Genomic DNA, 21917 nt, shown 5'->3' with positions numbered 1-21917 from the left:
CTTTCGTCGCGGGCGTTTTGAGTACAGCAGACTTCCGGAGGCGCGCGGTGCGCCGCCGGGTATCTTTCGATCAGCTTTCGACCACGTCCAGATAGTCTTCCGGACGCGTGCGGTCTTCCGACTTTGTCATGCCGAGCGCGCGCACCAGGAGGCTCACGACCACCGACACCACCAGGTTCACGATCAGCGACCACACTGCCGCATAGCCCGGAATCGCCATGCCGAACAGGTGAATCGTGAAGATCGAGCCCGCCAGCTTCAGCGAAATCGCCATCCACGTGCCGGTCACGATGCCAACTGCCCAGCCGGCCAGCAGGCCGCGGTAGTCGAGCATGCGCGTGTACAGGCCAAGCACGATCGCGGGCAGCGTCTGGATGATCCAGATCCCGCCGAGCAGCTGCAACTGGATCGCATACGTCAGCGGCAGGCCGAGAATGAACGCCACCGCGCCGACCTTGACGATCAGCGACACGAGCTTGGCGACGTTCGTCTCCTGCTCGTGCGTCATGTTGCGGTTCACGAACTCCTTGTGGATGTTGCGCGTGTACAGGTTCGCGGCCGCGATCGACATGATCGCCGCCGGCACCAGTGCGCCAATGCCGATCGCCGCGAACGCGACACCGACGAACCACGACGGGAAGAAGTGCAGGAACAGCGCCGGCACCGCGAAGTTCGGACCGAACGCCTTGAAGTACGGCACGAATTCCGGCATGTCCTTCACACCGGCAGCGAGCGCCATGAAGCCGAGCAGCGCGAGGAGACCCAGCACCAGTGAATAGGCCGGCAGCATCGCCATGTTGCGGCGGATCGTGTTACCCGATTTCGACGACAGCACGGCCGTGATCGAGTGCGGGTACAGGAAGAGCGCAAGCGCCGAACCGACCGCTAGCGTCGCATACGCGCTATAGCCGTTCAGACTGCCCACATCCGGCGCCTTCAGGAGCAGCTTGGCGGGCGGCACGGCCGAAAAGATATGCCCGAAGCCACCGAGTTGCGGCGGAATCACGATGACCGCCGCGATGATCGTGATGTAGATCAGCACGTCCTTGACGACCGCGATCATCGCCGGCGCACGCAGACCCGAGGTGTACGTGTACGCCGCCAGGATCGCGAACGCGATAATGAGCGGCAGATCGCCGATAAAGCCCGTCGTGTCGAAACCGAGCCCGCCGATCACCACTTCGATACCGACCAGTTGCAGCGCGATGTACGGCATCGTCGCCACGATGCCGGTCACGGCAACCGCCAGCGCGAGCATGCGGCTGCCGTACCGCGCGCTGACGAAGTCGGCGGAGGTCACGTAGCCATGCCGCTTCGCGATGCTCCACAACTTCGGAAACACGACGAACGCGAACGGATAGATCAGGATGGTGTACGGCAGCGCGAAGAAGCCCGTCGCGCCGGCGCCGAACACGAGCGCCGGCACCGCCACGAACGTGTACGCCGTGTACAGGTCGCCGCCCAGCAGGAACCACGTGACGATCGTGCCGAAGCGACGGCCGCCGAGGCCCCACTCTTCCAGATGCGCGAGATCACCGCGGCGCCAGTGGGCCGCGACGAAGCCGAGAATCGTGACGCCAACAAAGAACAGGACGAAGACAAAGGTTGCGGTAGCGTTCATTTGGCGCCCCCTTGCGAACCGTTGGCGGTCGGGCGCTTTTTGGTCTTGAAGTACACGAGTGCGGTGATGACGGCGCTGATCAGCACCCACAGTAACTGGTACCAGTAGAAGAACGGGAAGTCGAACAGCTGCGGTTCGACCTTGTTGTAGGACGGCACCCAGATCATCGCGATCCAGGGGAGTAGCAACAGCCACAACCAGCCTTTGCTGGACTTGTTGGCGTCGGCGTCGTGAGCCATGACGTCTCCTCTTCTTTACTTTTATTGAATAGTCCGCCCATGTCGGCGGATACCGGCCCCCGTGGGCGGATAGCCGACGGGCACCCCGAAAGCTCCGAAAGAGTATAGGAGCCGCGAACGTCCGGTCAAGCGGGGTTCTTCCCAAGCGGAGAACGCTTGTCAAGTGAAAAAAGCTCAGGTTCGGGTGCGCAATGTGCGGCAGAGCGTCGAGTTCGACGCTGCAGCAGCGTTCCGGCGACACCCCGTCCGCGCGCTGCCGCCGGCGTGGTTCGCCGGAAATGACGAAGGCCGCGACGGCAGGTCTGCCGTTCGCGACCTTCGATGTCGCCCTGGCAGCAGCGCGCGCCCATGCGCGCGCGGAGCCGTCAGATCGAGAACGAACCGGACGTCTGTCCCGTCGACTCCTGCAAGCCTTTGAGCCATTTGCGCGCCGGCAGCGCGAGCGTGTCCTCGATCAGCCTGGCGCGTTTTTGCAGCGTGGCGAACGGCACGTCGATGGCCGGACCCGAGAACGCAATCGCGACGCGATTGCCGTCGTGCACTTCCGGCAACGCGAAAACGCGGCCGTCGAACGCCTCGTTCAGGCGCTTCATGTTGCGCACGAAGCTCGGATGATCGCCGAACAGGTTGATCGTCACGACACCCGCATCGGTCAGGCACGCCCGCACCGCGCGGTAGAACGCGACGCTGTCGAGCACCGGGCCGCGCGCTGTCGCGTCATAGACGTCGATCTGCAGCGCGCCGATCGTGCCATGATTCGCGCGATCGTTGACGAAGTCCCATGCATCGGTTTCATGCACGGTCAGGCGGGCGTCGTCGTGCGGCAACTCGAACATCGTCCGGGCTGCGATCACCACGGCCGGGTTCAGCTCGACGGCCTCGACTTTCGCGCGCTTCAGGAAACGATGCGCGAACTTCGTCAGCGCCGCGGCACCGAGGCCCAGCTGGACGACGCGCTTCGGGGTTTCGAGGAACAGCAGCCAGGCCATCATCTGCTGTGCGTATTCGAGTTCGATGTGATGCGGCTTTTTCAGGCGCATCGCGCCCTGTACCCACTCGGTGCCGAAATGCAGATAGCGCACGCCACCCTCTTCCGAGAACGTGACCGGCGCGAAACGCGGCTTACGCGGTGTCTCGATGAGCGGTGCGTCGTCGAGGTCGTCGTCGCGGTTCCTGCCGGACGCACGATGCTTCGCGCGCGACATTTTCTGCTTCGATTCCACGGAATCAGCCTGTTTGTTGCGGAACGCACGCGCTTCGGCTGAAGCGCGCCTGATCAGTTTCGTCATGTAAGGATGTCGCGCCAGGGACGCAATTTTTTGGTCGAACGAGAGGATAGCATTCGCCGGGCTCGACGCAGGCAATACGAGGGGATGTAGCCCGCTTCAGTGGTGACGGACGTAGAGCGTACGCCTGTCAGACAAAAGCGGGCAGCGTGACGAGGCCGGGTCAGGGCTGCCCGGCTCCCGCATCCATCCTTGCAATGGATCCTGCCGGCCTTCAATGCTTGAGGCAGGTGTCGGCGTTCTTCCAGGTGCAAGTGTCAAGGCCGGTGTGGATGACCGGCTTCACCGTCTTTCCTTCCGCGAGATTACGCATGACCATCGCGGCCTGATAGCCCATTTCCTCCGGCCGCTGGCCAACGAGAACATTGACCTTGTGATCCTTGAGGGCTTGCAGTTCCGGTCCAAGCGTATCGGCCGAGACGATGACGAACTTGCCGCTCTGGATCTTGTCCATGATCGGCGCGACGACCTGCGAATAGGCCTGCGGGGCGAAGAGCGGCCAGCCGCCCTCGAGCACGAAGGCATCGAGACCGGTGGCGTTGGCGGTCAGCGTGTCCTGCATCATCTGGTTCGCTCTCGCGGCGTCGTCGTTCACGTAGAGCGGGCAGGCGCTGATCTCATGCCAGCCGTTTTCACCGGCGAGCTTCGTGACTCCCTTCTTGCCGGAAAGTGCGTCGCGCGTGCCCTGGGCGCGCTGGTTGATATTCTCGGCCGCGGGATTACCCATGACGAGGCAGATATTGCCACCCTTCGGCATCAGCAACTTCAACTGCTCGCCGAGCTTGACGCCCAGTTCGTAATTGTCGGTGCCGACGTAGCTCTTGCGCAGCGACGCGTCCTTCGGCAACAAATCGGCATCCGCGGTGATGACCGGGATCTTCACATTACGGCGCCGCAACTCTTCGGCCACGGCCGGGGCGTTCGCGGGCGAGATCGCCATGCCCGCCACACCCTTGGTCAGGAGGTCGTCAATGATCTGCACTTCGGCGCTTTCGTCCGCAGCCGTTGCGGGACCCGTGTAGTAGCAGGTGTAGCCTTCCTTATGAAGTTCCTTGTTCGCCCGCTCGCATCCCTGGTGCATCAGGTCGAAGTAGGGGTTGTCGAGACCCTTCACCACCAGCGCCAGGGTCTTATCGGCTGCGAAGGCGGGAGAAGCCAGCATCGCGAGCCCTCCGATAGCAGCAAGACACATCAAAGCTTTTTTCATTGTTTCCTCCGGTCTCATGCACAGCTGCAGGCGCCGGGTCTACGGCGCCCATGTCGGCTCGCACACTATCCATGATAGTTCCAGGGAAAGCCGGTGTTCGAGCTTTAATCTTGCCGCGGATCCCTCGCGTTTCGCATGAACGCCCGCGTCCGGCAGTTCCGCATCCTGTCCGGCCGCAGTGGGCACCGGCCGTCATACGGCCAATGCCCGCGACGACATTTCAGTCTCCTTGCCGCTCACCGCCGAGCCGGTTAAAGAGCACGGCGATGATGATGAAAGCACCCACGACCGTACCCTGCCAGAACGAGTCGACCCCGAGCAGGATCAGGCTGTTGCGGATGACTTCGATGAGTGCGGCGCCGACGACGGTCCCGAAGGCACTGCCAACGCCACCCATGAGATTGGTGCCGCCGATCACGGTCGCGGCGATCACGCGCAATTCGTCGCCCGCGCCAAGGCCTGTCGTCACCGCGCCGAGCCAGCCCACTTCGAGGATCGCCGCGACGCCCGCCATGAGGCCGGCTAGCACATAGACGGAGCAGATGATGCGACGCACCGGAACGCCGGTGAGTCTCGCCGCATGGCGATTGCCGCCGACCGCGAAGACGTAGCGACCCCAGCGCGTCCACGCAAAGGCGAACCAGAAAAGCACGGCGAGGACAATCAGGAACCACACCGGATTGGCGAGGCCGAAGGTCTTGCCGCCGCCAAGCGCAAGCAGTTTGCTGCCGTCGGGACCGAAATCGAAAATGGTCCGGCTGCCGGAGAACACCAGCGCGAGACTACGGCCGACGCTCAGCATACCGAGCGTCACGACGAAAGGCTGCATGTCGAGATAGGCGATGAGCAGACCGTTCACGAGGCCGACGAGCCCCGCGGTCAGGAGCCCCATGCCGATGCCAGCCCAGATCGGATAGCCGGCATTCATGACCACCGAGAGGACGATACCGCTCAAGCCGATCGTCGAACCGACCGAAATATCGATGCCGCCCGTGACGATCACGGCCATCATGCCGAGCGCGACGATTGCGACGAAGGCGAAGTTGCGCGTGACGTTGAAAAGATTTTGCTGCGTCGCAAAAGTCGAGGTCACGAGCGAGAGCACGATGCAGGCGACGATCGTTGCGAGCACCACCCAGAACACCTGGCTCGCGAGAAGCCCGGTCCAGCGAGTATGCGTCCTCGCGGATTGCGGATCGTCAAGCAATGCCGACAATGGGGCGGGCCTTTCCTGCGGATCGTTCAATTTCGGGCTCCCGTGCGAGTCAGGTTCAGGCGGTGGCGATGGCTCCGGTGATGAGGCCGGTCACCTCTTCCGGAGAGGACGCTTCGGTCTTCTTGTCCGCGACCTTGCGCCCGCGCCGCATGACGACCACGCGATCGGCGACGGTGAAAATGTCCGGCATGCGATGGCTGATGAGAATGACCGCGATGCCGTGTTCGGACAGGCGTTTGATGAGATCGAGCACCTCGACCACCTGCCGGACGCTGATCGATGCCGTCGGCTCGTCCATGATGACGAGCCGCGCTTCGGAGAGCCGCGTGCGTGCGATCGCCACAGCCTGTCGCTGGCCGCCCGACATCTGCCGGACGAGATCGCGGGGGCGCGTCTCGGATTTCAGTTCTTTGAAAAGTTCGCCGGCGCGCCGATACATGGTCGCGTGATCGAGAATGCTGACGAGCCCGAAACCGAGCCGTGGCTCCCGGCCAAGGAAGACATTGGCGGCCGCCGTGAGGTTGTCGCAGAGCGCAAGGTCCTGATAGACGACTTCGATCCCCTGAGCGCGGGCGTCGACCGGCTTGCTGAAATGCACCTGCTTACCATCGATGAGGATTTCGCCGTGCGAGGGGGGAAAGTTACCGGCGATGACCTTCACCAGCGTCGATTTCCCAGCCCCGTTGTCTCCCATGAGTCCGACCACCTGACCCGGCTCCAGACTGAACGTCACGTCGCTCAGAGCTTGAATGGCGCCAAAGTGTCTGGAAATGCCTCTGAGCTCTAGAAGACTCATGGACTGTCGCGCTCGCTCCAGTAGTGCCGCCCATTTCTTCGGCCGGGAGGCCGGGAGAGCGGTAGACATGCCAGCTAGCATTTTTTATAGCACAACGGCGCCTTTTGGCAAGCCTCCATCGGTTACCCGATCGCGCCGCGAGGCGGAGCCGTTAACTACAAGGTGGCGCCTGGCGAACATGTCTCGCGTAGCACCGTTATTGCGGAAATCGTCGATCCCTGCGCGGATGACCCGCTCGGATCGGCAGTTGCAATTCGCACCAGAACCGATGGGATCGTCGCGTCCCGGACGCTGATTCGTTTCGTGCCACGCGGGGAAATTGTCGCCAGGATCGTGGGAACCGTGCCGCTTCGATCAGGCGCGTTACTTGAGCCCTGGTCCCGATTGAGGCTGGCGGCTACGTTGCTGGTCCGCTTGAACAGCCGCCTGAAGCGGGTCCACTGGTCGCCTGGAGTCGAGTGCCCTCGATCGCAGTCGGACAATGACCGGCCCCGGATTGGGGACCGGGACCCATTAGGGTAACCCCGGAAATCGAAATTCACCCTTGCGAACAATGCGCTTAATTATCAGCGACCGCTTTCCTAAACTAGGTGTCACCTGCGTACGTGTATCGTTGCCAGCCCTGAGTGGCGATCTTTGGTTTGCCTCACGTGTACCACTGCGAACGGTCGCGCGAGTTTGATCGCCACGGGCCAGGCGTGCAACGACCGCTATGGAGCAATACGAATGGATCGTCCGCATCGATATTCCAGTCCAATCAAGGAGGGACGGATCATGAACAAGGCAATCAGCACATTGATCGCGGCCGTCGCCGCACTCGCGCTGTCGGGCGGCGCTTATGCACAGAACAACACGCTGGCAACCCCGACCACCGTGTCGCCGGCCGCCAATGCAACGAGCGGCTACGGCACGCCTGGCGCCACCAGTTCGGACAGCGGCATGGGCTCCGGGTCGCCGAACTCGGGCCAGCCGACGAACACGAACACCAGCTCGACGTCCGGCACCAGCGCTTACGGGGGCAACAACACGCTGGCAACCCCGACCACAGCATCGCCGGCTACCAAATAACAGCAATTAATGACGACAACCAGGCGCAAGGGCAAAACGAACAAGCGCCCCTCATTCACCACCCGTCATGAGAAAAGCCGCTGCCCTCACGGACAGCGGCTTTTTGTTTCTCCCTAACCTTTTCCTGGCAGCGGCTTGCGGCACACCAACTGATTGCGTGCTTCCAGCGTGACCCGAATAACGGCGACCGGGCTAGCCTGCCGTAAGGCGCCAGAAGGCCGGATTCGACCAACGGTGAATGACCGCTTCGCGGAACGAAACAGATCGGGTGCTGCCCGTCGAGCCAGGCAGGGTGCGGCATGGAACAGCAGCGCAATGCATCTACGCGGTCGCCGGGAGATTTGCGTCGGCTCGTCCCCGGCCACCCTTATAATCCGGCATGACTCCATCCATCTCCCACGCAGCAAGCTTACGGCCGACAGCACCGGCTACGCGATTCATCAGTTTGACCGTCACGCATACCTCAGCGGGCCGCTCACCATCCACGCATGTGGAATGCACGTCCTGCGAGCCGCAACTGGCGGCCGTATGAAAATACCCAAACGACTTGCACCGCTTCTCGAAGAAGGACTCATCGACGAAGTCATCGGCCAGTTGATGAGCGGCAAGGAGGCAACAGTCTACGTCGTGCGCAGCGGCGAATCGACGCGTTGCGCAAAGGTCTACAAGGACGCGAAGCAGCGCAGTTTCCGGCAAGCCGCGTCGTATCGGGACGGACGCAAGGTCAAGAACAGCCGGCAGGCGCGGGCAATGGAAAAAGGCACGCGCTACGGCCGTCAGATGCAGGAAGCGTCGTGGCAGAACGCCGAAGTCGACGCGTTGTTCCGGCTCGCCGACGCAGGCGTGCGTGTGCCGCAACCCTATATCTGTACCGACGGCGTGTTGCTGATGGAACTGGTGATCGATGCGGAGGGTGACGTCGCGCCACGGCTCAACGACGTCGACCTGACCGAAGCCCGCGCCCTCGAACTGCACGCGCTGCTGCTGAACCAGGTCGTCCGCATGCTCTGCGCAGGCATGATTCACGGCGACCTGTCGGAATACAACATCCTGATGGCAGCGGATGGGCCGGTGATCATCGATCTGCCACAGGCCGTCGACGCAGCCGGCAACAACGAAGCCGCCGCGATGCTCAAGCGAGACGTCGACAACCTGGCCGCGTACTTCGGACGGTTCGCACCGCAAATACTCACCACGCGTTATGGCACGGAGATCTGGACGCTCTTCGAAGCAGGCCAGCTGCACGTCGATGCCGAACTGACCGGCCGCATCGAAGTCGACACGCGACCTGTGGACCTCGATAGCGTGCTGCAGGAACTCGAAGACACACGTCTTGAGGAAGACGCGCGACTGCGGCGACAGCAGGAACTGAGCGCAGGCCGGTAACCGTGCTCGACGTTCCACGAAGATAGTCCTGAAGTGAAGGTCTTCGAGGAATGTCGCTTCCCGGCCAACGGCGACCGCCTGTTTATGGGTGACGGCCGCCGTGCCCCCGGGTCGAGCGCGTCTACTGGCCGCCGAACGGCTTCCTGACAGCGAGCCTGCTGGTCACGGACACCACCCCGGTCACGCTTTTTGCGATCGCGGTCACCTTGTCAATCTGTGACTCGTCCACCACCGTCCCGTCAAGCGTCACCGCGCCGTCCTTCGCGATAACGCTGATTTTGCCGGCGTCAATCTCCTTGTACTTCACGATGGCGGCATAGACTTTCCGGCGAAGCGCACGATTCGCCTGCCGGGTCGCCTTTGCAGGCATGGCGCCAGACGCCGCCATGGCGGATCCGGTCGCCGCAGCGCCCGTTTCGCTGGTCTGTGACCATGCGTGAATGGAAGCCAGAGCGAACAATACGCCGCAGGACAATCTGAGTGCCGGAACAGTCTTCATTGAATTCTCCATTTTTTGTTGATCACGGGATCAGAAGCTGTGACGGATGCCTATCATGGCTGCGGTGGTCGACACGCCCGGCGCAACAGGCTGCCCGTACACGATCGTCTGGTTCATGGTGCCCTTGTTGTCGACATACCCCACCTGCGCGTAGGCGAGCGTGCTCCTGGACAGGCTGTATTCGGCCCCCACCGCGAATTCATTCGAGTGACTGGCCGAATTGTTCCGGTCCTTCAGGTAATAGAAGCCCGATGTGACCTTGAAGGTCGGGGTGAACTTGTAACCCAGACCCGCCGAGACCAGTTCAAAGTCGACGTGACCGCTGTTCGCGGGATTCTTGCCGATGCTGTATGACGTCGAGACGGAAAAATCGTGAAACGTATACAGCGCGCCCAGATAGTAAAAGCGGTTATTGCTCTGTCCGGTCGCCGGCGTAGCGGGGGCCGCCGGATAGGTAGCCGGGAACGGATTGCTGTCGTGCCCGTTGTAGTACGCGGCCGCCAGATTGAGGCCGTAGTTCGAATACTTGAGCACGGCCGACTCGCGCGTTCCGCCTTGAAACTGGCCCGCGACACCGCCGGGCGCATATTCGAGCGCGAGGGATGCGCCGTAGAACTTCGGCGACTGATAAACCAGCGCGTTGTCGTCATACAGTGCGCCGATCGGGCCGTTCGTGCTGGTGCCCGGCCAGCCGGCAGCCTGGTTCATGCCAATCCACGCGGTCAGGATACTGCCGAAATACTGGGCGCCCCGTACGTCGGTGTCGTACATCGCATAGATCATCGGCACGATCTGCCGGCCCGCGTCGATGGTGCCGAACGGACCCGACACGCCTACCGTCGTCTGCTGATTGAAGACCGCGGTGGCGCCCGGCGCGTCGGCCAGGCCGAGCTTCCCGCTGCCGCTGCTGAACGACCCCTGCAGCTTGAAGTTGATCTTGTAACCGCCTCCGATGTCTTCGGCGCCCTTAAGACCCCAGATGCTCGCATAGATGCCGCCGTCCTTGAACGCGTAAACCTTCCCGGTATTCGGCGCCCTGGGCGAGAACGAAGCCGCCGACGTGCTCTGATACAGCAACCCGGAATCAATGGCGCCGTACAACGTCACCGACGATTGCGCATAAGCCGCACTTCCAGTTGCAGCCAATGCGGCCGCAGCGATCCATTTCAATTTCATTGCGTCTCCAGTTATTGTGTTTTAAACAACCCGTAACGACGTACGTCGATGTAGAACCCAAAAGATCGCCTGCTGGCTCACGACGCCAGCAGATAGTCCTGAAACCGTTCGCGCAGCTGGTTCTTCAACACCTTGCCGGTGGCGCCAAGCGGCACCGCGTCGACAAACACGACGGCGTCGGGAGTCCACCACTTCGCGATTTTTCCCTCGAAGAACGCCAGCAACTCCTCCGCCGTCACCTGTGCATCCGGCTTTCTCACGGCGAGCAGCAGTGGCCGTTCGTCCCACTTCGGATGCCTGGCGGCAATGCACGCCACGTATGCGATTGCGGGGTGCGCGCTTGCGATGTGCTCGATTTCGATCGAACTGATCCATTCGCCGCCGGACTTGATCACGTCCTTGCTGCGATCCGTGATCTGCATGAAGCCGTCGGCGTCGATGGTCGCGATATCGCCAGTTGGAAACCAGCCATGCCCATCGGCATCAATCCACAGGGGATTTCCGCCTTCGTTCCGGAAGTAGTTGCGCACCACCCATGGGCCGCGTACCAGCAACTCCCCTGAGGTCACACCGTCCCAGGGCAATTCCTGTCCGTCCCCACCCAGGATCTTCATGTCGACGCCAAACACTGCCCGGCCCTGCCTGGCTTGCACGGCGCGGCGGTCTTCCGGGCTCATGCCACGGTGTCGCGCTTTCATCGCGCCGACGGTCCCGAGCGGACTCAGCTCAGTCATGCCCCATGCGTGCAACACTTCCACGCCGTACCCGTCCTGGAACTTGCGCAACATGGCGGGCGGACAGGCCGCGCCGCCAATGACGGTGCGCTTCATGCTCGTGAACGTCAGGCCTTCCTGTTCGAGCCAGGTCAGCAGGCCCTGCCACACCGTCGGCACGCCGGCGGCGAAAGTAACCTGCTCGGCTTCAAGGAGCTCATACAGCGATTGACCGTCCAGCCCCGGACCGGGGAAAACCAGCCTGGCCCCGACCATGCACGCCACGTACGGCAGACCCCATGCATTGACATGGAACATGGGCACCACCGGCAGGATCACGTCGCGCGCCGAGCAGTTCAGCGCGTCCGGCAGCGCGGCCGCAAAGGTGTGCAGCAAAGCCGAGCGGTGGGAATACAGCACGCCCTTCGGGTTGCCGGTCGTGCCCGACGTGTAGCACAGCGTGCAGGCGGTGTCCTCGTCGAAATCCGGCCACGCGTAGTCGGGGGAATGCCCTTCGATCAGGTCTTCGTAGCACAGCAGATTGGCAATGCCGGAATCCTGCGGCAGGTGCGCGCGATCGGTCATCGCGATAAACGCCCTGATCGTTCTGCAGCGGCCGGCAATCGCCTTCACTAACGGCAGGAAGGTCAGATCGAAGAACAGATACTGGTCTTCCGCATGGTCGGCGATGTAGGCGATCTGGTCGACGTGCAGGCGCGGATTGATCGTATGCATCACCGCCCCCATGCCGGAAATGCCGTAGTACAGCTCCATGTGGCGATAGCCGTTCCACGCCAGCGTGCCGATGCGATCGGACGCCTTGACGCCGAGGCTGATGAGCGCATTGGCCATCTGACGGGCTCGGCGATGGCAATCGCGGAAGGTGTAGCGGTGAATGTCGCCCTCCACCCGGCGCGACACGATTTCCGTATCGCCATGATGGCGGTCCGCATGCACGATCAACGAGGAAATCAACAACTGCTTTTGCAACATCAAGCCGTTCATACGGTAGTCCATTCTCTGTTACGGGGTCGCGGGTCGCGGCCGGAAGTCACCCTTTTTCGCGGCGACGGCGTTCGGGCAAGGCTGCGACGTCTGCCTTTTTCAGGTCAGTCACCTGGTCCTGGTGATCTGTCTCCGGTAGCGTTCTCCAGCACCCCTGGCAGAACTTATCGTCATGATCCGTTCTGAAAATATTGATGCAGGAATTGTCGGCGGGTTCGTCCAGGTTCATCGCGCTTCGCCCGTCATATCACTGCGCCGCCGTTCGGGCTGATGATCTGGCCGACCAGGTAGTGCTCGCCGGCCAGATACGTGACTGTCGCCGCGTATTCCTCCATCGTGCCGAGACGCCCGGCCGGGATCATCTGCCAGAGCTGATTCCGCTTTTCTTCGCCGATGCTGCCCAGGAACGCTTCGAAGTCCGGGGTGGCCACACCGCCCGGCGCCATGGCGTTGACGAAGATATTGGCCCCTGCCACTTCGGCGGCGACCGACCTGGTGAAGGCGACCACGGCACCTTTGGTGGCGCTGTAATGCGGGCTATGAGCGCTCATGGCCGAGATTCCGGCGATCGAGGCGATGTTTACGATCCTGCCGTCGCGCTGCGGCTCCATCAGCCTGAGCGCTTCACGTGTGCAATAAAAGAGGCCGTGCACGTTGACGTCCCAGTAGCGATGCCACTCCTCGTCGCTTATGGTGCTGGTGAAACCCAGTGACTGCCGCGGCACGGGCGTGGTCAGATACGCGTAGTGCCTGTTGCGGCGCCCGGTATCGACCGGCCTGTTCGGGACAAGCGCGGCATTGTTGACAAGAATGTGCAGCGTGCCAAAGCGCTCGACGATGCGCGAAAACATATCGGCGACTTCTCTGCTCGACGACACATCGCAGCGCAGCGCCAGACACGGCGCACCGGCCCCTTCCACCGCCGCGCGCGTCTCTTCCAGCGCCGGCATGTCGATGTCGCAAATCGCGACGCTTGCACCGGCTCTGGCCAGATCGATGGCAATGGCACCGCCCATGCCGCGACCGGCACCGGTGACGAGGGCAACACGCCCTGCGAGATTCTGACGTTGGTTTCGCATTTTCATGACCTCACCGGCTGTACATTTTCCAGCGCGAGCGCGCGCTGCTTGCGCGAGGCACGCGCCGCGAGTGCAAAGAACAGTGCCGAGCTGATCGCCAGCGCGTCGGTGGCGATCAGAACGCCAGTCAGCGGAGCGGTCACGCCAGCCTTGATGAAATAGTCCGCGACCGTACCGACGACCACGGTGCCGATGGCCAGAGCAAATACATTGATCGACAGCATCGTGAAGCCGGTGACCGTCGAGCGCATGGTCTGCGGCGTCATGTTCGCAAGTGCCGTCATGCCCGGGCCGTACACCGCCAGCGGCAGGAAGAATCCGGCACACATGCCGATGTAGAACAGGGGCGACCCGGTGGGTGCGAAACGGTATGCCAGCATCAACGGCGCGCAGATCACGACGAGGAGTGCCATGAAGCTCGCATGTCCTCCCCGCAACTTTCTCGCCACGCGATCGCTCATGACGCCGCCCACCGCCGCGCCAAGCGTGCCGAACACCAGTTGCAGCGTGCCTATCCTGCTGGCAATGCCAGCCGCGTTCATGCCGCGCTCGTTGACGAGCCATAACTGCGTGAAGGCGAAGCTGGCAAAAACCAGATGGACCAGCACGAAGCCAGTGATCATGAAGCCCAGCGCCGGGGTGCCCCTGACGATGCGCAGGACCGCGAGCACCTGTGGCAGGAAGGCTGCGCCGCGTTCCTGCGGTGCGAGCCGGCTGCGGTCTTCCTTGAGCAGCGCCAGCGGCAAGGCGATGGCGACGCCGACGATGCCCAGGGCATAGAACGTAGTGCGCCAGCCGTGCGTCGCACCAAAGCTGCCGGCGAGCAGGAAGCTGCAGCCGATTCCCAGGGGGATGCCCATGAAAAACAGCCCCATTGCCGTGCCTCGCCGCTTCTCGGAAAAAAGTTCGGCCAGCAGGGCCACCGCGGCAGGGACCAGCGCCGCCTCGCCGCTGGCGACGAAAAAGCGCGCAACGACCATCTCCTCGAAGCTTTGTGCATGGCCCGAGGCCAACGTGCAGGCGCTCCAGATCAGCACGCCGGCGGCGATGACGCGAGTACGGCTGAAGCGGTCTGCCAGCGTGCCCATGAACATCGCCACCACGCCGAAGCTGAGTACCCACACCGCGCCGACCAGAAAGCCATACTGCGCATTGCTGAGCGCCAGATCCTTGATGATCTGCGGCGAGAAGCCGAGCAGCATGTTGCGGTCGATATGTGCCAGCAGGTGGATCACCAGCAGGGACGCCAGCACGGCAGGGGGGCTTTTTTTCCAGAACATCATCTGTCTCCAGGACTGAGGGGCTTGGCTTGCTGGCGAGACGGCATGCGGTACGCTGCCGCGTTCCGTCCTGCCACCCTCTGTCAGGCGGCCTTGCGTCCCGCTCCGTCGCGCTGGACGGGCGTGCGGTTAGGCACCATGCCAAGGTTCTCCAGCGTCTCGCCGGCGCTGCCCCAATGCGTGCCGATCTGGTAGATGCGATGGGCATCCTCGCCGCTGGCGATGTCGCGATTGAGTTCGCGCGCGATGCGAACCATCTTCTCGATCTGTTGTACCGAGGTCGCGCGCTCGCCGTCCGGGCCGAGCAGCGTGTCCTCGATGCCGACGCGCACGTGCAGGCCCAGCGCGATCGCCATCGTGTTCATCGGCACCACATACCGGCCCAGCGTTTCGAGCGTGAGCACCGCGCCGTCCGGGGTACGGCGGGCGAACTCGAGCATGTCGGCCGGGTGCAGCCCGGCCGCCCCGCCACCGATCGCCACATAGTTGAGGACCACCGGGCCGGTATAGGCCCCAGCGCGAATCAGGCGCTCAACCGTTTCCAGTTGCGTCAGGTTCCCCAGCATGAAGTGCGGCTGGATGCCGCTAGCGACCAGGCGCCGGAGGTGCTCGACATGCCAGGACGGACTGGACGGCACGATCATGTCGCGGTAGGCGGCCTGGTACGCCGGATTGGCCAGCGAGGTACCTGCGTAGTCGGCCTCGACCAGCAGCTCCATGATGTTCATCTGGCTGGTGTTGATTGCCACCGTCACCTGATCCGGTCGCGGATCGAGTTCGGCCAGCATGTGGCGGGTGTCGTCGGTCATCCACTTTGCGGCCTGGCCTTCATCCTCCGGTGCGAACGAGATCGAACCGCCGACCTGCAGAACCATCTTCGGCACCGCTTCGCGCAGGCGGCCCAGCATCTCGTTGAACTGGGACAGACGCTTGCTGCCCTTGCCGTCTTTCTCGCGGACATGCACGTGCAGGACGGTCGCGCCCGCGTTGTAGCAGTCGACGGCTTTCTGGACCTGTTCGTCCATCGTGACCGGGATATCGTCCGAATCGCCGGGAATCCATTGCGGGCCATAGGGCGCGACCTGAATCACGAGTTTTTCCTGATTTTCAGGCAGCAGGGAATCGTCCAGGAAATGCATGTTTGTCTTCCTCTTTGATGAATGGGTTGCGTCGCGGCTGGCGGATTACGCGACAGCTTGCGGGCCGGGCGCCTTTGTCTGCCCGATCGCGGCGAGTTCTTCAAGCAGGATTGGCGCGCCAAGGCTGCTTGAATGAATGCCAAGGACGCTCACCGCTTGCAGGACCGCTGCAATTTCTTCCCGGGTGGCGCCCAGCTCGAGCGCCTTGCGGATATGGCGACGTGTGCCGGGCGCATACATGTGGGTGCAGGACGCATCGACCGCGATCGCGATGAACTCGAAAACCTTGGGTTCCAGCACACCCGACATCACGGGGTGCATGCCCATCGCCATGAATTTCTCGGCCCAGGCGGGATCGAGTTCGGCAATCGCGTCCCAGGCGGGATTCCAGTTGCCGGTCGCGCGCAGCTGGTCACAGACCGGTGTGGCGCGGTGCTCCGTCTCGTTGCTCATCGTTCGTCTCCCTGACTTTCCCGGATGACGCGGGACGTTGAACCGTCGCGCGTCGCTGGAGAGAAGTATCGGATAACGGCGAATTGCCGATTGACATAACGGGACTATGAATTTACATTTCGGGACACTACGGGAAATCCTTATGTCCTATCTGCTGCGCAGTGCGGCCCTGACCAATTACGTCGAAGTGGCGCGGTCGGTGGGGCTGGATCCCTATTTCCAGTTGAGTGCTGCCGGGATCAACCGGTCGGCGTTACTGGACCCCGACACCATGATTCCCGCGGAGGCGGTGGGACGCCTGCTGGAGGCATCGGCGCAGGCCGCGGCCGTCGAAGGCTTCGGGTTGCGCATGGCTGAGAATCGCGAGCTGTCCAACCTGGGTCCGCTTGGTTTTGTCGTGCGCGAACAACCGACGCTGCGCAAGGCGCTCGAATCGATGGCGCATTACCTGCGTCTGCACAATGAAGCGATCTACATGCGCATCGAGGAGACGGAAGGCCTGTCCGTCATCCGGCAAGACATCGTGGGCGGCTTTCCCGGCCTGGTGCGCCAGGCTACCGAGCTCGTGCTGGGCGTGCTGTACCGGATGCTGAGCATGATTCTTGGGGCGAACTGGAAGCCGCGCGGCATCTGCTTCACGCACGATGCTCCAGTCAGCCTCACCATGCACGAACGGGTGTTTGGCGCGCCGGTGGAGTTCAATCAGGATTTCGACGGCATTGTGTGCCTGACCTCCGATCTCGACGCCACGATCCCAACCTATGATCCGGTGATGGCGCACCTGGTGCGCCGCTATCTGGATTCGATGCTGGTTCAGTCAAACGAAACGATGTCCGACAAGGTCAGGAAGCTGGTTATCGCGCTGCTCCCGTCCGGCGCCTGCTCGGTCGAGCAACTGGCGCAGCAGCTGGGCTTGGATCGCAGAACCGTGCATCGCCACCTCGCGCAGTCTGGCGAAAGCTATTCCTCGATTGTCGATACGGTGCGGGTCGAACTGGTGATGCGATATGTCGAGCGCCGCGACCGGCCGCTGTCGGAAGTCGCGACGCTGCTGGGATTCTCATCGCTGAGCGCGTTTTCCCGCTGGTTCAATGGGCGGTTCGGCTGCAGCGTTTCAGCGTGGCGCAGCGGAAAAGGACAACGAAGCGGTGGCGCCGACGAGGCGTTTGCATAGCAGGCGGCGCATTGGTCCGCCCATTCTGGAAGCCCAGTGCGCGACAATGAACGCTGCGTCATGGCGACCATCGGACAGCTTCACCCTGAGCTGCGCCTCGAGGTTCGCGAGGGTCTGGGCGACCACCGATCACCCGCGCTCTACGGTTCGCGCAACCGCACCTTCAGGAAATCGATGAACAGCCGCGCTCTCGCCGGCAGCAGACGGGTTTCGGTCACGGCGTGCACCTGAACCGGTGCGAGACTCCAGCCGGGCAGCACGCGAGCAAGGCGCCCCAACGTGACGTCGTCCAGCGCGAGCACGTTGTCCAGCACGGCGAGCCCGACACCTTGTATCGCCAGCGCGCGGCTCAGCGCGACACTGTTCATCGCGAAGCGTGTCCCGACCATCACGTTGACCGACTCGTCGCCGCGATAGAACGTCCTCGCGACTTGCCCCAGCCTCGCTGCGCCTTCCACGATGCACACCACGTGTCTGTCGAGATCGTTGGGGTGCGTGAGCGGCGCGGCGCGCCTCAGATACTCCGGCGACGCATACAGATAGCGCTGCAGCACCGCGATCGGCCGCGCGACGAGCGTCGACGGCGCCGTGGGCGGCGGACCGAGGCGGATCGCGAGATCGAAGGGCTCCGTCTGCAGATCGACGGGGCGCGGCGACAGGTCGAACTCGAAAGCGATCAGCGGGTACGTCTTCTCGAAGTCCGCGATAACCGGCGCGAGATATCCAGTGGCGAAGTCCGCGGGCATCGACACCCGTAGCGTGCCGGTCGGACGTTCGGCCACATCGCGCAGCGACTCGTGCGCGATCCGCGCTTCCTCGACGATGCTCTGGCAGCGCCTGAAATACACCTCGCCCGCTTCCGTCAGCTCGACCTTGCGCGTCGAGCGATTCAGCAGCCGCAGGCCGATCGTCTTCTCCAGCTCCGCGATGTGACGCGACACAGTCGAGTTCGGCATGTTCAGCGCGTCCGCCGCCCGGCGAAAACTCTTCGCGCGCGCGACTTCCACGAACAGACGCATGTAGTTCAGTAGTTCCACGTCGATTGCTCCACTGATGGACCAGTGTTTTCAATTGTAGGCCTTTATCCCACTGACGAATCAGTTCATCGTGTCGATACTCCTTCAACCTTTCGGGAAATCGACATGAACTCTCTCAACGAAACCATCCGCATCGGACGCCATACGTTGCGCAACCGCCTCGTCATGGCGCCGATGACGCGCTCGCGCGCCGACGACGCGACCGGCGTGCCCTCCGCCCTCGCCGCGCAGTACTACGCACAGCGCGCGGAGGCCGGCCTGATCATCACCGAAGGCACCTTCCCGTCGCCGATGGGCAAAGGCTATGTGCGCACGCCGGGCATCCACTCCGCCGCGCAGATCGACGGATGGAAGCGCGTCACCGACGCGGTTCACGCGCGCGGCGGCCTGATCTTTCTGCAGTTGATGCACACCGGACGCATCTCGCATCCGGACCTGCTGCCGAACGGGGCGACGCCCGTCGCGCCTTCGGCGATCGCAGCCGCGGGCCAGGTGTACACCGCGACAGGACCGCAGGACTTCGTCGTGCCGCGCGCGCTCGAGACCGGCGAGATCGCCGGCATCGTCGACGCGTACCGCTTCGCCACGCGTCACGCGTTGCAAGCCGGCTTCGACGGCGTCGAACTGCATGCGGCCTCCGGTTATCTGCCGGAACAGTTCCTGTCGTCCGGGACCAACCAGCGCACCGACCGCTACGGCGGATCACCGGAGAATCGCGCGCGCTTCATCGTCGAAGTGCTGAACGCGATGATCGACGAAGCGGGCAGCGACCGCACCGGCATCAAGATCTCGCCGGAGATGGGCTTCAACAGCGTGACCGACGCGGCGCCGCAGGAGACGTATCAATACCTCGTGCAGCGACTCGGCATGCTGAAGCTCGCGTACCTGCATCTCGCGCGCACCGGCAGCGCGTTCGATTACCGCGCGCTGCTGCGGCCGCTTTTCGACGGGCCGCTGCTTGTCGGCGGCAGACTCGACCGGGACAGCGCCGGATCGCTGATCGCCCAACGCGATGCCGACGCCGCCGTATTCGGCAGCCTGTACCTCGCGAATCCGGACCTGCCGCAACGCTTCGCCGAGGGCGCGCCGCTCAATGCGCCGGACCGCGACACGTTCTATTCCGACGGCCCCCAAGGCTATATCGACTACCCTGTTCTGGAGCAAACACGATGAACCGTGCGCTTTGCGTCGCCGCGCGGCGATTACATCCGATGTAATTGGCGTACGGAACGAGCGCTTCTACTCTCTGGCTGTCGGGCGCCACCAATCCGGTGGCGCTCACCGTCAAGGAGATACCATGTCCCGCTATCCCGTTCACACGATCGAGTCCGCGCCCGCGCAATCGAAGCCCGTGCTCCAGCAACTGCAACAGGCGTTCGGCCTGATTCCGAACATCGCGGCCGCGATGGCCGCTTCACCGGCGCTGATCAACGGCTTCATCGGCCTGTTCGAGCGCGTGCATGCGAGCAGTCTGACGGAGCCGCAGATCCAGACGTTGCTGCTGACCAACGCGGTCACGAACGCCAGTGAGTGGCCTGTCGCGTTTCACTCGGCCCTCGCGTTGAAGGCCGGCCTGCATCCGGCGGATGTCGACGCAATCCGGCACGGCGGCCTGCCTGGCGACACCAGACTGGCCGCGCTGTCGACGCTGGCGCGCACGCTGATCGAAAAGCGCGGTCGCGTTGCCGAATCGGACCAGCGACGCTTCCTCGACGCGGGGTTCAGTTCCGAACAGATACTCGAGGTCATTGCGGTGGTGGCAGCATCTGCTATCACGAACTACACCAGCAGCGTGACCCAGCCGGCGCTCGAAGCGCCGTTTGAGGAGTTCGTCTGGCATGCGAGCGCGACCTGAGCGCGTTATATTCACCCGTCTTGATCAGGGGAATCCGATGAACGTCACCCGTCCCGATCCAAAAGTGCCGCGGAGCGAACTTGGTGATTTATTGCGCTATTGGCGTGACGTGCGTGGCGTGAGTCAGCTCGATCTGTCGCTCGAGGCCGGTGTCTCGCAGCGCCAGATCAGCTTCATTGAAAGCGGACGCAGCGCGCCGGGTCGGGACACGCTATTGACCCTCGCGCAGACGCTCGACGTGCCGCTGCGCGAGCGTAATGCCCTGTTGCTCGCCGCTGGCTACGCACCCGTGTATTCGGAGGCACCGTGGAACGCACAGGAGATGCACAGCGTCATCCGTGCGCTTGAGCGGGTCGTTCGCCAGCACGAACCGTTTCCGGCGATCGTGATGGACCGTCACTGGAACGTCCTGATGACCAACGACGCGGCGCTTCGCTTTTTCAACCACTTCATCGACATGGCGTCGCGCGAAGGACCGCGCAACATGCTGCATCTGATTTTCGATCCGCAGGGTATGCGTCCGTTCGTGGCCGACTGGGACAACGTCTCGCGAAGTTTGCTGCAACGGGTGTATCGCGAATCGGTCGGTCACGTCATCGACGACAATACAACGCGTCTGCTCGACGAACTGCTTGCGTATCCCGATGTGCCGCCCGACTGGAAGACGCACCGTGCGCCGACCGTCACGCCCACGATGCCGGTCATTCCGCTCGGCTTCGTCAGCGAGGGCGTGGTTCTCCGCTATTTTTCGATGGTGACGAGCGTCGGAACACCGCAGACCGTTGCCGCGCAGGAACTGCGCCTGGAATGTATGTTCCCCGCCGACGATGCAACCGAAGCACGCCATCAGCAACTGCTCGCAGCGCACTCAAAGGAACACTGAGCGGCGGCTTTGCCGGCTGCGATCCCACCGACCGCTACAGCCGCGCGTAAGGCTGCGACAACGCCTTCGCGGACCTGATGAGATCTTCGAGCATCGCCGTGCGCTTTTCCGGCGCCGTGTCGCGGCTCGTCATAAAGCAGAGCGCGGCGACCGCCAGACCCGTTCGATCATGTATGGGTGCCGCCATGCAGTATCGAAACGTGTGCGAAAGGCCTTCTGTACAGCAGTAACCCTGTTCAGCAGTGCGCTCGACGTCATGGAGAAAGTCCTCGAATTCAACGCGCCTGCCATTGTCGAGAATGAAGTCTTCGTCTGGAATCAGCGCGCGGATCTCGTCCGCGCGCAGGTGTGCGAGCAACAGGCGGCCCGTTGCGGTCCACGGAATCGGCACCTTCACGCCGATGTCGGAACTGATATTGAACGGTCGCGAGCTGTTCTCGGACAGCACCACGGTGTACTTGTTGCCTTCGAGCATGCACAGTTGCGCGGTCTCATCGTGGTTCCTGACCAGCGCGAGAATCGCCTGGTGCGCGCGACTGATCAGATCGTTGTGTACTGCGTAATCGGCGCCGTAGTAATGCATCTCGCGGCCAAAAAACACACTGCCGTCCGCCGCGGTTTCGAGCCATCCCGCTTCCGTGAGAATGGTGACCAGTTCGTAGATGCTCGAACGCGGCGCGCCGGTCGCTTCAATCAGATCGCGCATCGTCATCGGACGCCGCGCGATATGCAACTGCCTGAAAATTCCGACGACGCGGTCAACGCCTCTCGCCCTCGATGATTCTGGTGCGGACATTCCTTCAAC

General features: G+C 62.9%; 22 protein-coding genes. 6 read left to right on the top strand and 16 right to left on the bottom strand.

The window, feature by feature from the left end; all coding sequences use genetic code 11:
• Positions 1-70: 70 nt before the first annotated feature.
• From mctP to LPA34_RS01365, 6 genes are all read right to left on the bottom strand, one after another.
• On the bottom strand, positions 71-1621 hold the full coding sequence (mctP, locus tag LPA34_RS01390) for a monocarboxylate uptake permease MctP (protein WP_228974115.1): 1551 nt from the start codon (positions 1619-1621) through the stop codon (positions 71-73).
• On the bottom strand, positions 1618-1860 hold the full coding sequence (locus LPA34_RS01385; RefSeq protein WP_228974113.1) for a DUF3311 domain-containing protein: 243 nt from the start codon (positions 1858-1860) through the stop codon (positions 1618-1620). The genes mctP and LPA34_RS01385 overlap by 4 nt, the downstream gene beginning before the upstream one ends.
• Before the next feature lie 365 nt (positions 1861-2225).
• The gene (locus LPA34_RS01380; protein WP_228974111.1) at positions 2226-3149 is read right to left on the bottom strand and encodes a class I SAM-dependent methyltransferase; all 924 of its coding nucleotides are present in this window, start codon (positions 3147-3149) and stop codon (positions 2226-2228) included.
• Positions 3150-3360: 211 nt separating this feature from the next.
• A complete protein-coding gene (locus LPA34_RS01375; RefSeq protein WP_228974109.1) occupies positions 3361-4353 on the bottom strand; it encodes a sugar-binding protein in 993 nt (330 codons plus the stop codon).
• A 220-nt stretch (positions 4354-4573) separates the two neighbouring features.
• Positions 4574-5569 (bottom strand): ABC transporter permease, encoded by a 996-nt coding sequence (locus tag LPA34_RS01370; RefSeq protein WP_228974108.1) that lies wholly within the window; start codon positions 5567-5569, stop codon positions 4574-4576.
• 55 nt (positions 5570-5624) lie between these two features.
• A complete protein-coding gene (locus tag LPA34_RS01365) occupies positions 5625-6365 on the bottom strand; it encodes an ATP-binding cassette domain-containing protein (protein ID WP_228974105.1) in 741 nt (246 codons plus the stop codon).
• Between the two features lie 774 nt (positions 6366-7139).
• On the opposite strand from LPA34_RS01365, the gene LPA34_RS01360 reads away from it, so the two are divergent.
• Both LPA34_RS01360 and LPA34_RS01355 read left to right on the top strand, forming a co-directional pair.
• Positions 7140-7433: a hypothetical protein gene (locus tag LPA34_RS01360; protein ID WP_228974104.1), complete on the top strand. Its 294-nt coding sequence runs from the start codon at positions 7140-7142 to the stop codon at positions 7431-7433.
• Between the two features lie 528 nt (positions 7434-7961).
• Positions 7962-8819, top strand: a complete 858-nt coding sequence (locus tag LPA34_RS01355) for a PA4780 family RIO1-like protein kinase (protein ID WP_228974102.1) — start codon at positions 7962-7964, stop codon at positions 8817-8819.
• A 121-nt stretch (positions 8820-8940) separates the two neighbouring features.
• On the opposite strand, the gene LPA34_RS01350 is transcribed toward LPA34_RS01355, so the two are convergent.
• From LPA34_RS01350 to LPA34_RS01315, 8 genes are all read right to left on the bottom strand, one after another.
• The gene (locus LPA34_RS01350) at positions 8941-9318 is read right to left on the bottom strand and encodes a BON domain-containing protein (RefSeq protein ID WP_228974100.1); all 378 of its coding nucleotides are present in this window, start codon (positions 9316-9318) and stop codon (positions 8941-8943) included.
• A 30-nt stretch (positions 9319-9348) separates the two neighbouring features.
• The gene (locus LPA34_RS01345; RefSeq protein ID WP_228974098.1) at positions 9349-10494 is read right to left on the bottom strand and encodes a porin; all 1146 of its coding nucleotides are present in this window, start codon (positions 10492-10494) and stop codon (positions 9349-9351) included.
• 77 nt (positions 10495-10571) lie between these two features.
• On the bottom strand, positions 10572-12212 hold the full coding sequence (locus LPA34_RS01340) for a 3-(methylthio)propionyl-CoA ligase (RefSeq protein ID WP_228974096.1): 1641 nt from the start codon (positions 12210-12212) through the stop codon (positions 10572-10574).
• A gap of 46 nt (positions 12213-12258) precedes the next feature.
• Positions 12259-12441 carry a DUF1289 domain-containing protein gene (locus LPA34_RS01335; protein ID WP_228974094.1) on the bottom strand — a complete coding sequence of 61 codons (183 nt, stop codon included), beginning with the start codon at positions 12439-12441 and terminating at the stop codon, positions 12259-12261.
• Positions 12442-12454: 13 nt separating this feature from the next.
• Positions 12455-13297: an SDR family NAD(P)-dependent oxidoreductase gene (locus LPA34_RS01330; protein ID WP_228974092.1), complete on the bottom strand. Its 843-nt coding sequence runs from the start codon at positions 13295-13297 to the stop codon at positions 12455-12457.
• Positions 13294-14574 carry an MFS transporter gene (locus LPA34_RS01325; RefSeq protein ID WP_267478859.1) on the bottom strand — a complete coding sequence of 427 codons (1281 nt, stop codon included), beginning with the start codon at positions 14572-14574 and terminating at the stop codon, positions 13294-13296. The genes LPA34_RS01330 and LPA34_RS01325 overlap by 4 nt, the downstream gene beginning before the upstream one ends.
• 80 nt (positions 14575-14654) lie before the next feature.
• On the bottom strand, positions 14655-15710 hold the full coding sequence (locus tag LPA34_RS01320; RefSeq protein WP_228974090.1) for a beta-keto acid cleavage family enzyme: 1056 nt from the start codon (positions 15708-15710) through the stop codon (positions 14655-14657).
• 45 nt (positions 15711-15755) lie between these two features.
• Positions 15756-16163: a carboxymuconolactone decarboxylase family protein gene (locus tag LPA34_RS01315; protein WP_228974088.1), complete on the bottom strand. Its 408-nt coding sequence runs from the start codon at positions 16161-16163 to the stop codon at positions 15756-15758.
• Positions 16164-16305: 142 nt separating this feature from the next.
• Between LPA34_RS01315 and LPA34_RS01310 the strand changes: the two genes are divergently transcribed.
• Positions 16306-17337: an AraC family transcriptional regulator gene (locus LPA34_RS01310; RefSeq protein WP_228974082.1), complete on the top strand. Its 1032-nt coding sequence runs from the start codon at positions 16306-16308 to the stop codon at positions 17335-17337.
• Positions 17338-17477: 140 nt separating this feature from the next.
• Here LPA34_RS01310 and LPA34_RS01305 read toward each other — a convergent pair whose 3' ends face one another.
• On the bottom strand, positions 17478-18374 hold the full coding sequence (locus LPA34_RS01305; RefSeq protein WP_228974080.1) for a LysR family transcriptional regulator: 897 nt from the start codon (positions 18372-18374) through the stop codon (positions 17478-17480).
• 105 nt (positions 18375-18479) lie between these two features.
• Here LPA34_RS01305 and LPA34_RS01300 point away from each other — a divergent pair, with 105 nt between their 5' ends.
• From LPA34_RS01300 to LPA34_RS01290, 3 genes are all read left to right on the top strand, one after another.
• A complete protein-coding gene (locus tag LPA34_RS01300; protein ID WP_228974078.1) occupies positions 18480-19547 on the top strand; it encodes an alkene reductase in 1068 nt (355 codons plus the stop codon).
• 124 nt (positions 19548-19671) lie between these two features.
• Complete coding sequence (locus LPA34_RS01295; protein ID WP_228974075.1) at positions 19672-20229, top strand: carboxymuconolactone decarboxylase family protein; 558 nt, start codon at positions 19672-19674, stop codon at positions 20227-20229.
• A gap of 37 nt (positions 20230-20266) precedes the next feature.
• Entirely contained in the window at positions 20267-21112 is an 846-nt protein-coding gene (locus LPA34_RS01290; RefSeq protein ID WP_228974074.1) for a helix-turn-helix domain-containing protein, read from the top strand.
• Positions 21113-21146: 34 nt separating this feature from the next.
• Here LPA34_RS01290 and LPA34_RS01285 read toward each other — a convergent pair whose 3' ends face one another.
• On the bottom strand, positions 21147-21908 hold the full coding sequence (locus LPA34_RS01285) for an IclR family transcriptional regulator (protein WP_228974072.1): 762 nt from the start codon (positions 21906-21908) through the stop codon (positions 21147-21149).
• Positions 21909-21917 lie beyond the last annotated feature (9 nt).

It is taken from the genome of Paraburkholderia gardini (genome assembly GCF_907164575.1).
Lineage (GTDB): Bacteria > Pseudomonadota > Gammaproteobacteria > Burkholderiales > Burkholderiaceae > Paraburkholderia > Paraburkholderia gardini.
This window is presented reverse-complemented; position numbering and strand designations above follow the sequence as displayed.

Coding starts and splice junctions, on each gene's coding strand:
- LPA34_RS01295 (WP_228974075.1), top strand. CDS start 19,672: ATGTCCCGCTATCCCGTTCACACGATCGAGTCCGCGCCCGCGCAATCG.
- LPA34_RS01290 (WP_228974074.1), top strand. CDS start 20,267: ATGAACGTCACCCGTCCCGATCCAAAAGTGCCGCGGAGCGAACTTGGT.
- LPA34_RS01360 (WP_228974104.1), top strand. CDS start 7,140: ATGAACAAGGCAATCAGCACATTGATCGCGGCCGTCGCCGCACTCGCG.
- LPA34_RS01300 (WP_228974078.1), top strand. CDS start 18,480: ATGAACTCTCTCAACGAAACCATCCGCATCGGACGCCATACGTTGCGC.
- LPA34_RS01325 (WP_267478859.1), bottom strand. CDS start 14,574: ATGATGTTCTGGAAAAAAAGCCCCCCTGCCGTGCTGGCGTCCCTGCTG.
- LPA34_RS01355 (WP_228974102.1), top strand. CDS start 7,962: ATGAAAATACCCAAACGACTTGCACCGCTTCTCGAAGAAGGACTCATC.
- LPA34_RS01345 (WP_228974098.1), bottom strand. CDS start 10,494: ATGAAATTGAAATGGATCGCTGCGGCCGCATTGGCTGCAACTGGAAGT.
- LPA34_RS01285 (WP_228974072.1), bottom strand. CDS start 21,908: ATGTCCGCACCAGAATCATCGAGGGCGAGAGGCGTTGACCGCGTCGTC.
- LPA34_RS01315 (WP_228974088.1), bottom strand. CDS start 16,163: ATGAGCAACGAGACGGAGCACCGCGCCACACCGGTCTGTGACCAGCTG.
- LPA34_RS01335 (WP_228974094.1), bottom strand. CDS start 12,441: ATGAACCTGGACGAACCCGCCGACAATTCCTGCATCAATATTTTCAGA.
- LPA34_RS01385 (WP_228974113.1), bottom strand. CDS start 1,860: ATGGCTCACGACGCCGACGCCAACAAGTCCAGCAAAGGCTGGTTGTGG.
- mctP (WP_228974115.1), bottom strand. CDS start 1,621: ATGAACGCTACCGCAACCTTTGTCTTCGTCCTGTTCTTTGTTGGCGTC.
- LPA34_RS01375 (WP_228974109.1), bottom strand. CDS start 4,353: ATGAAAAAAGCTTTGATGTGTCTTGCTGCTATCGGAGGGCTCGCGATG.
- LPA34_RS01340 (WP_228974096.1), bottom strand. CDS start 12,212: ATGAACGGCTTGATGTTGCAAAAGCAGTTGTTGATTTCCTCGTTGATC.
- LPA34_RS01365 (WP_228974105.1), bottom strand. CDS start 6,365: ATGAGTCTTCTAGAGCTCAGAGGCATTTCCAGACACTTTGGCGCCATT.
- LPA34_RS01330 (WP_228974092.1), bottom strand. CDS start 13,297: ATGAAAATGCGAAACCAACGTCAGAATCTCGCAGGGCGTGTTGCCCTC.
- LPA34_RS01320 (WP_228974090.1), bottom strand. CDS start 15,710: ATGCATTTCCTGGACGATTCCCTGCTGCCTGAAAATCAGGAAAAACTC.
- LPA34_RS01310 (WP_228974082.1), top strand. CDS start 16,306: ATGTCCTATCTGCTGCGCAGTGCGGCCCTGACCAATTACGTCGAAGTG.
- LPA34_RS01350 (WP_228974100.1), bottom strand. CDS start 9,318: ATGAAGACTGTTCCGGCACTCAGATTGTCCTGCGGCGTATTGTTCGCT.
- LPA34_RS01380 (WP_228974111.1), bottom strand. CDS start 3,149: ATGACGAAACTGATCAGGCGCGCTTCAGCCGAAGCGCGTGCGTTCCGC.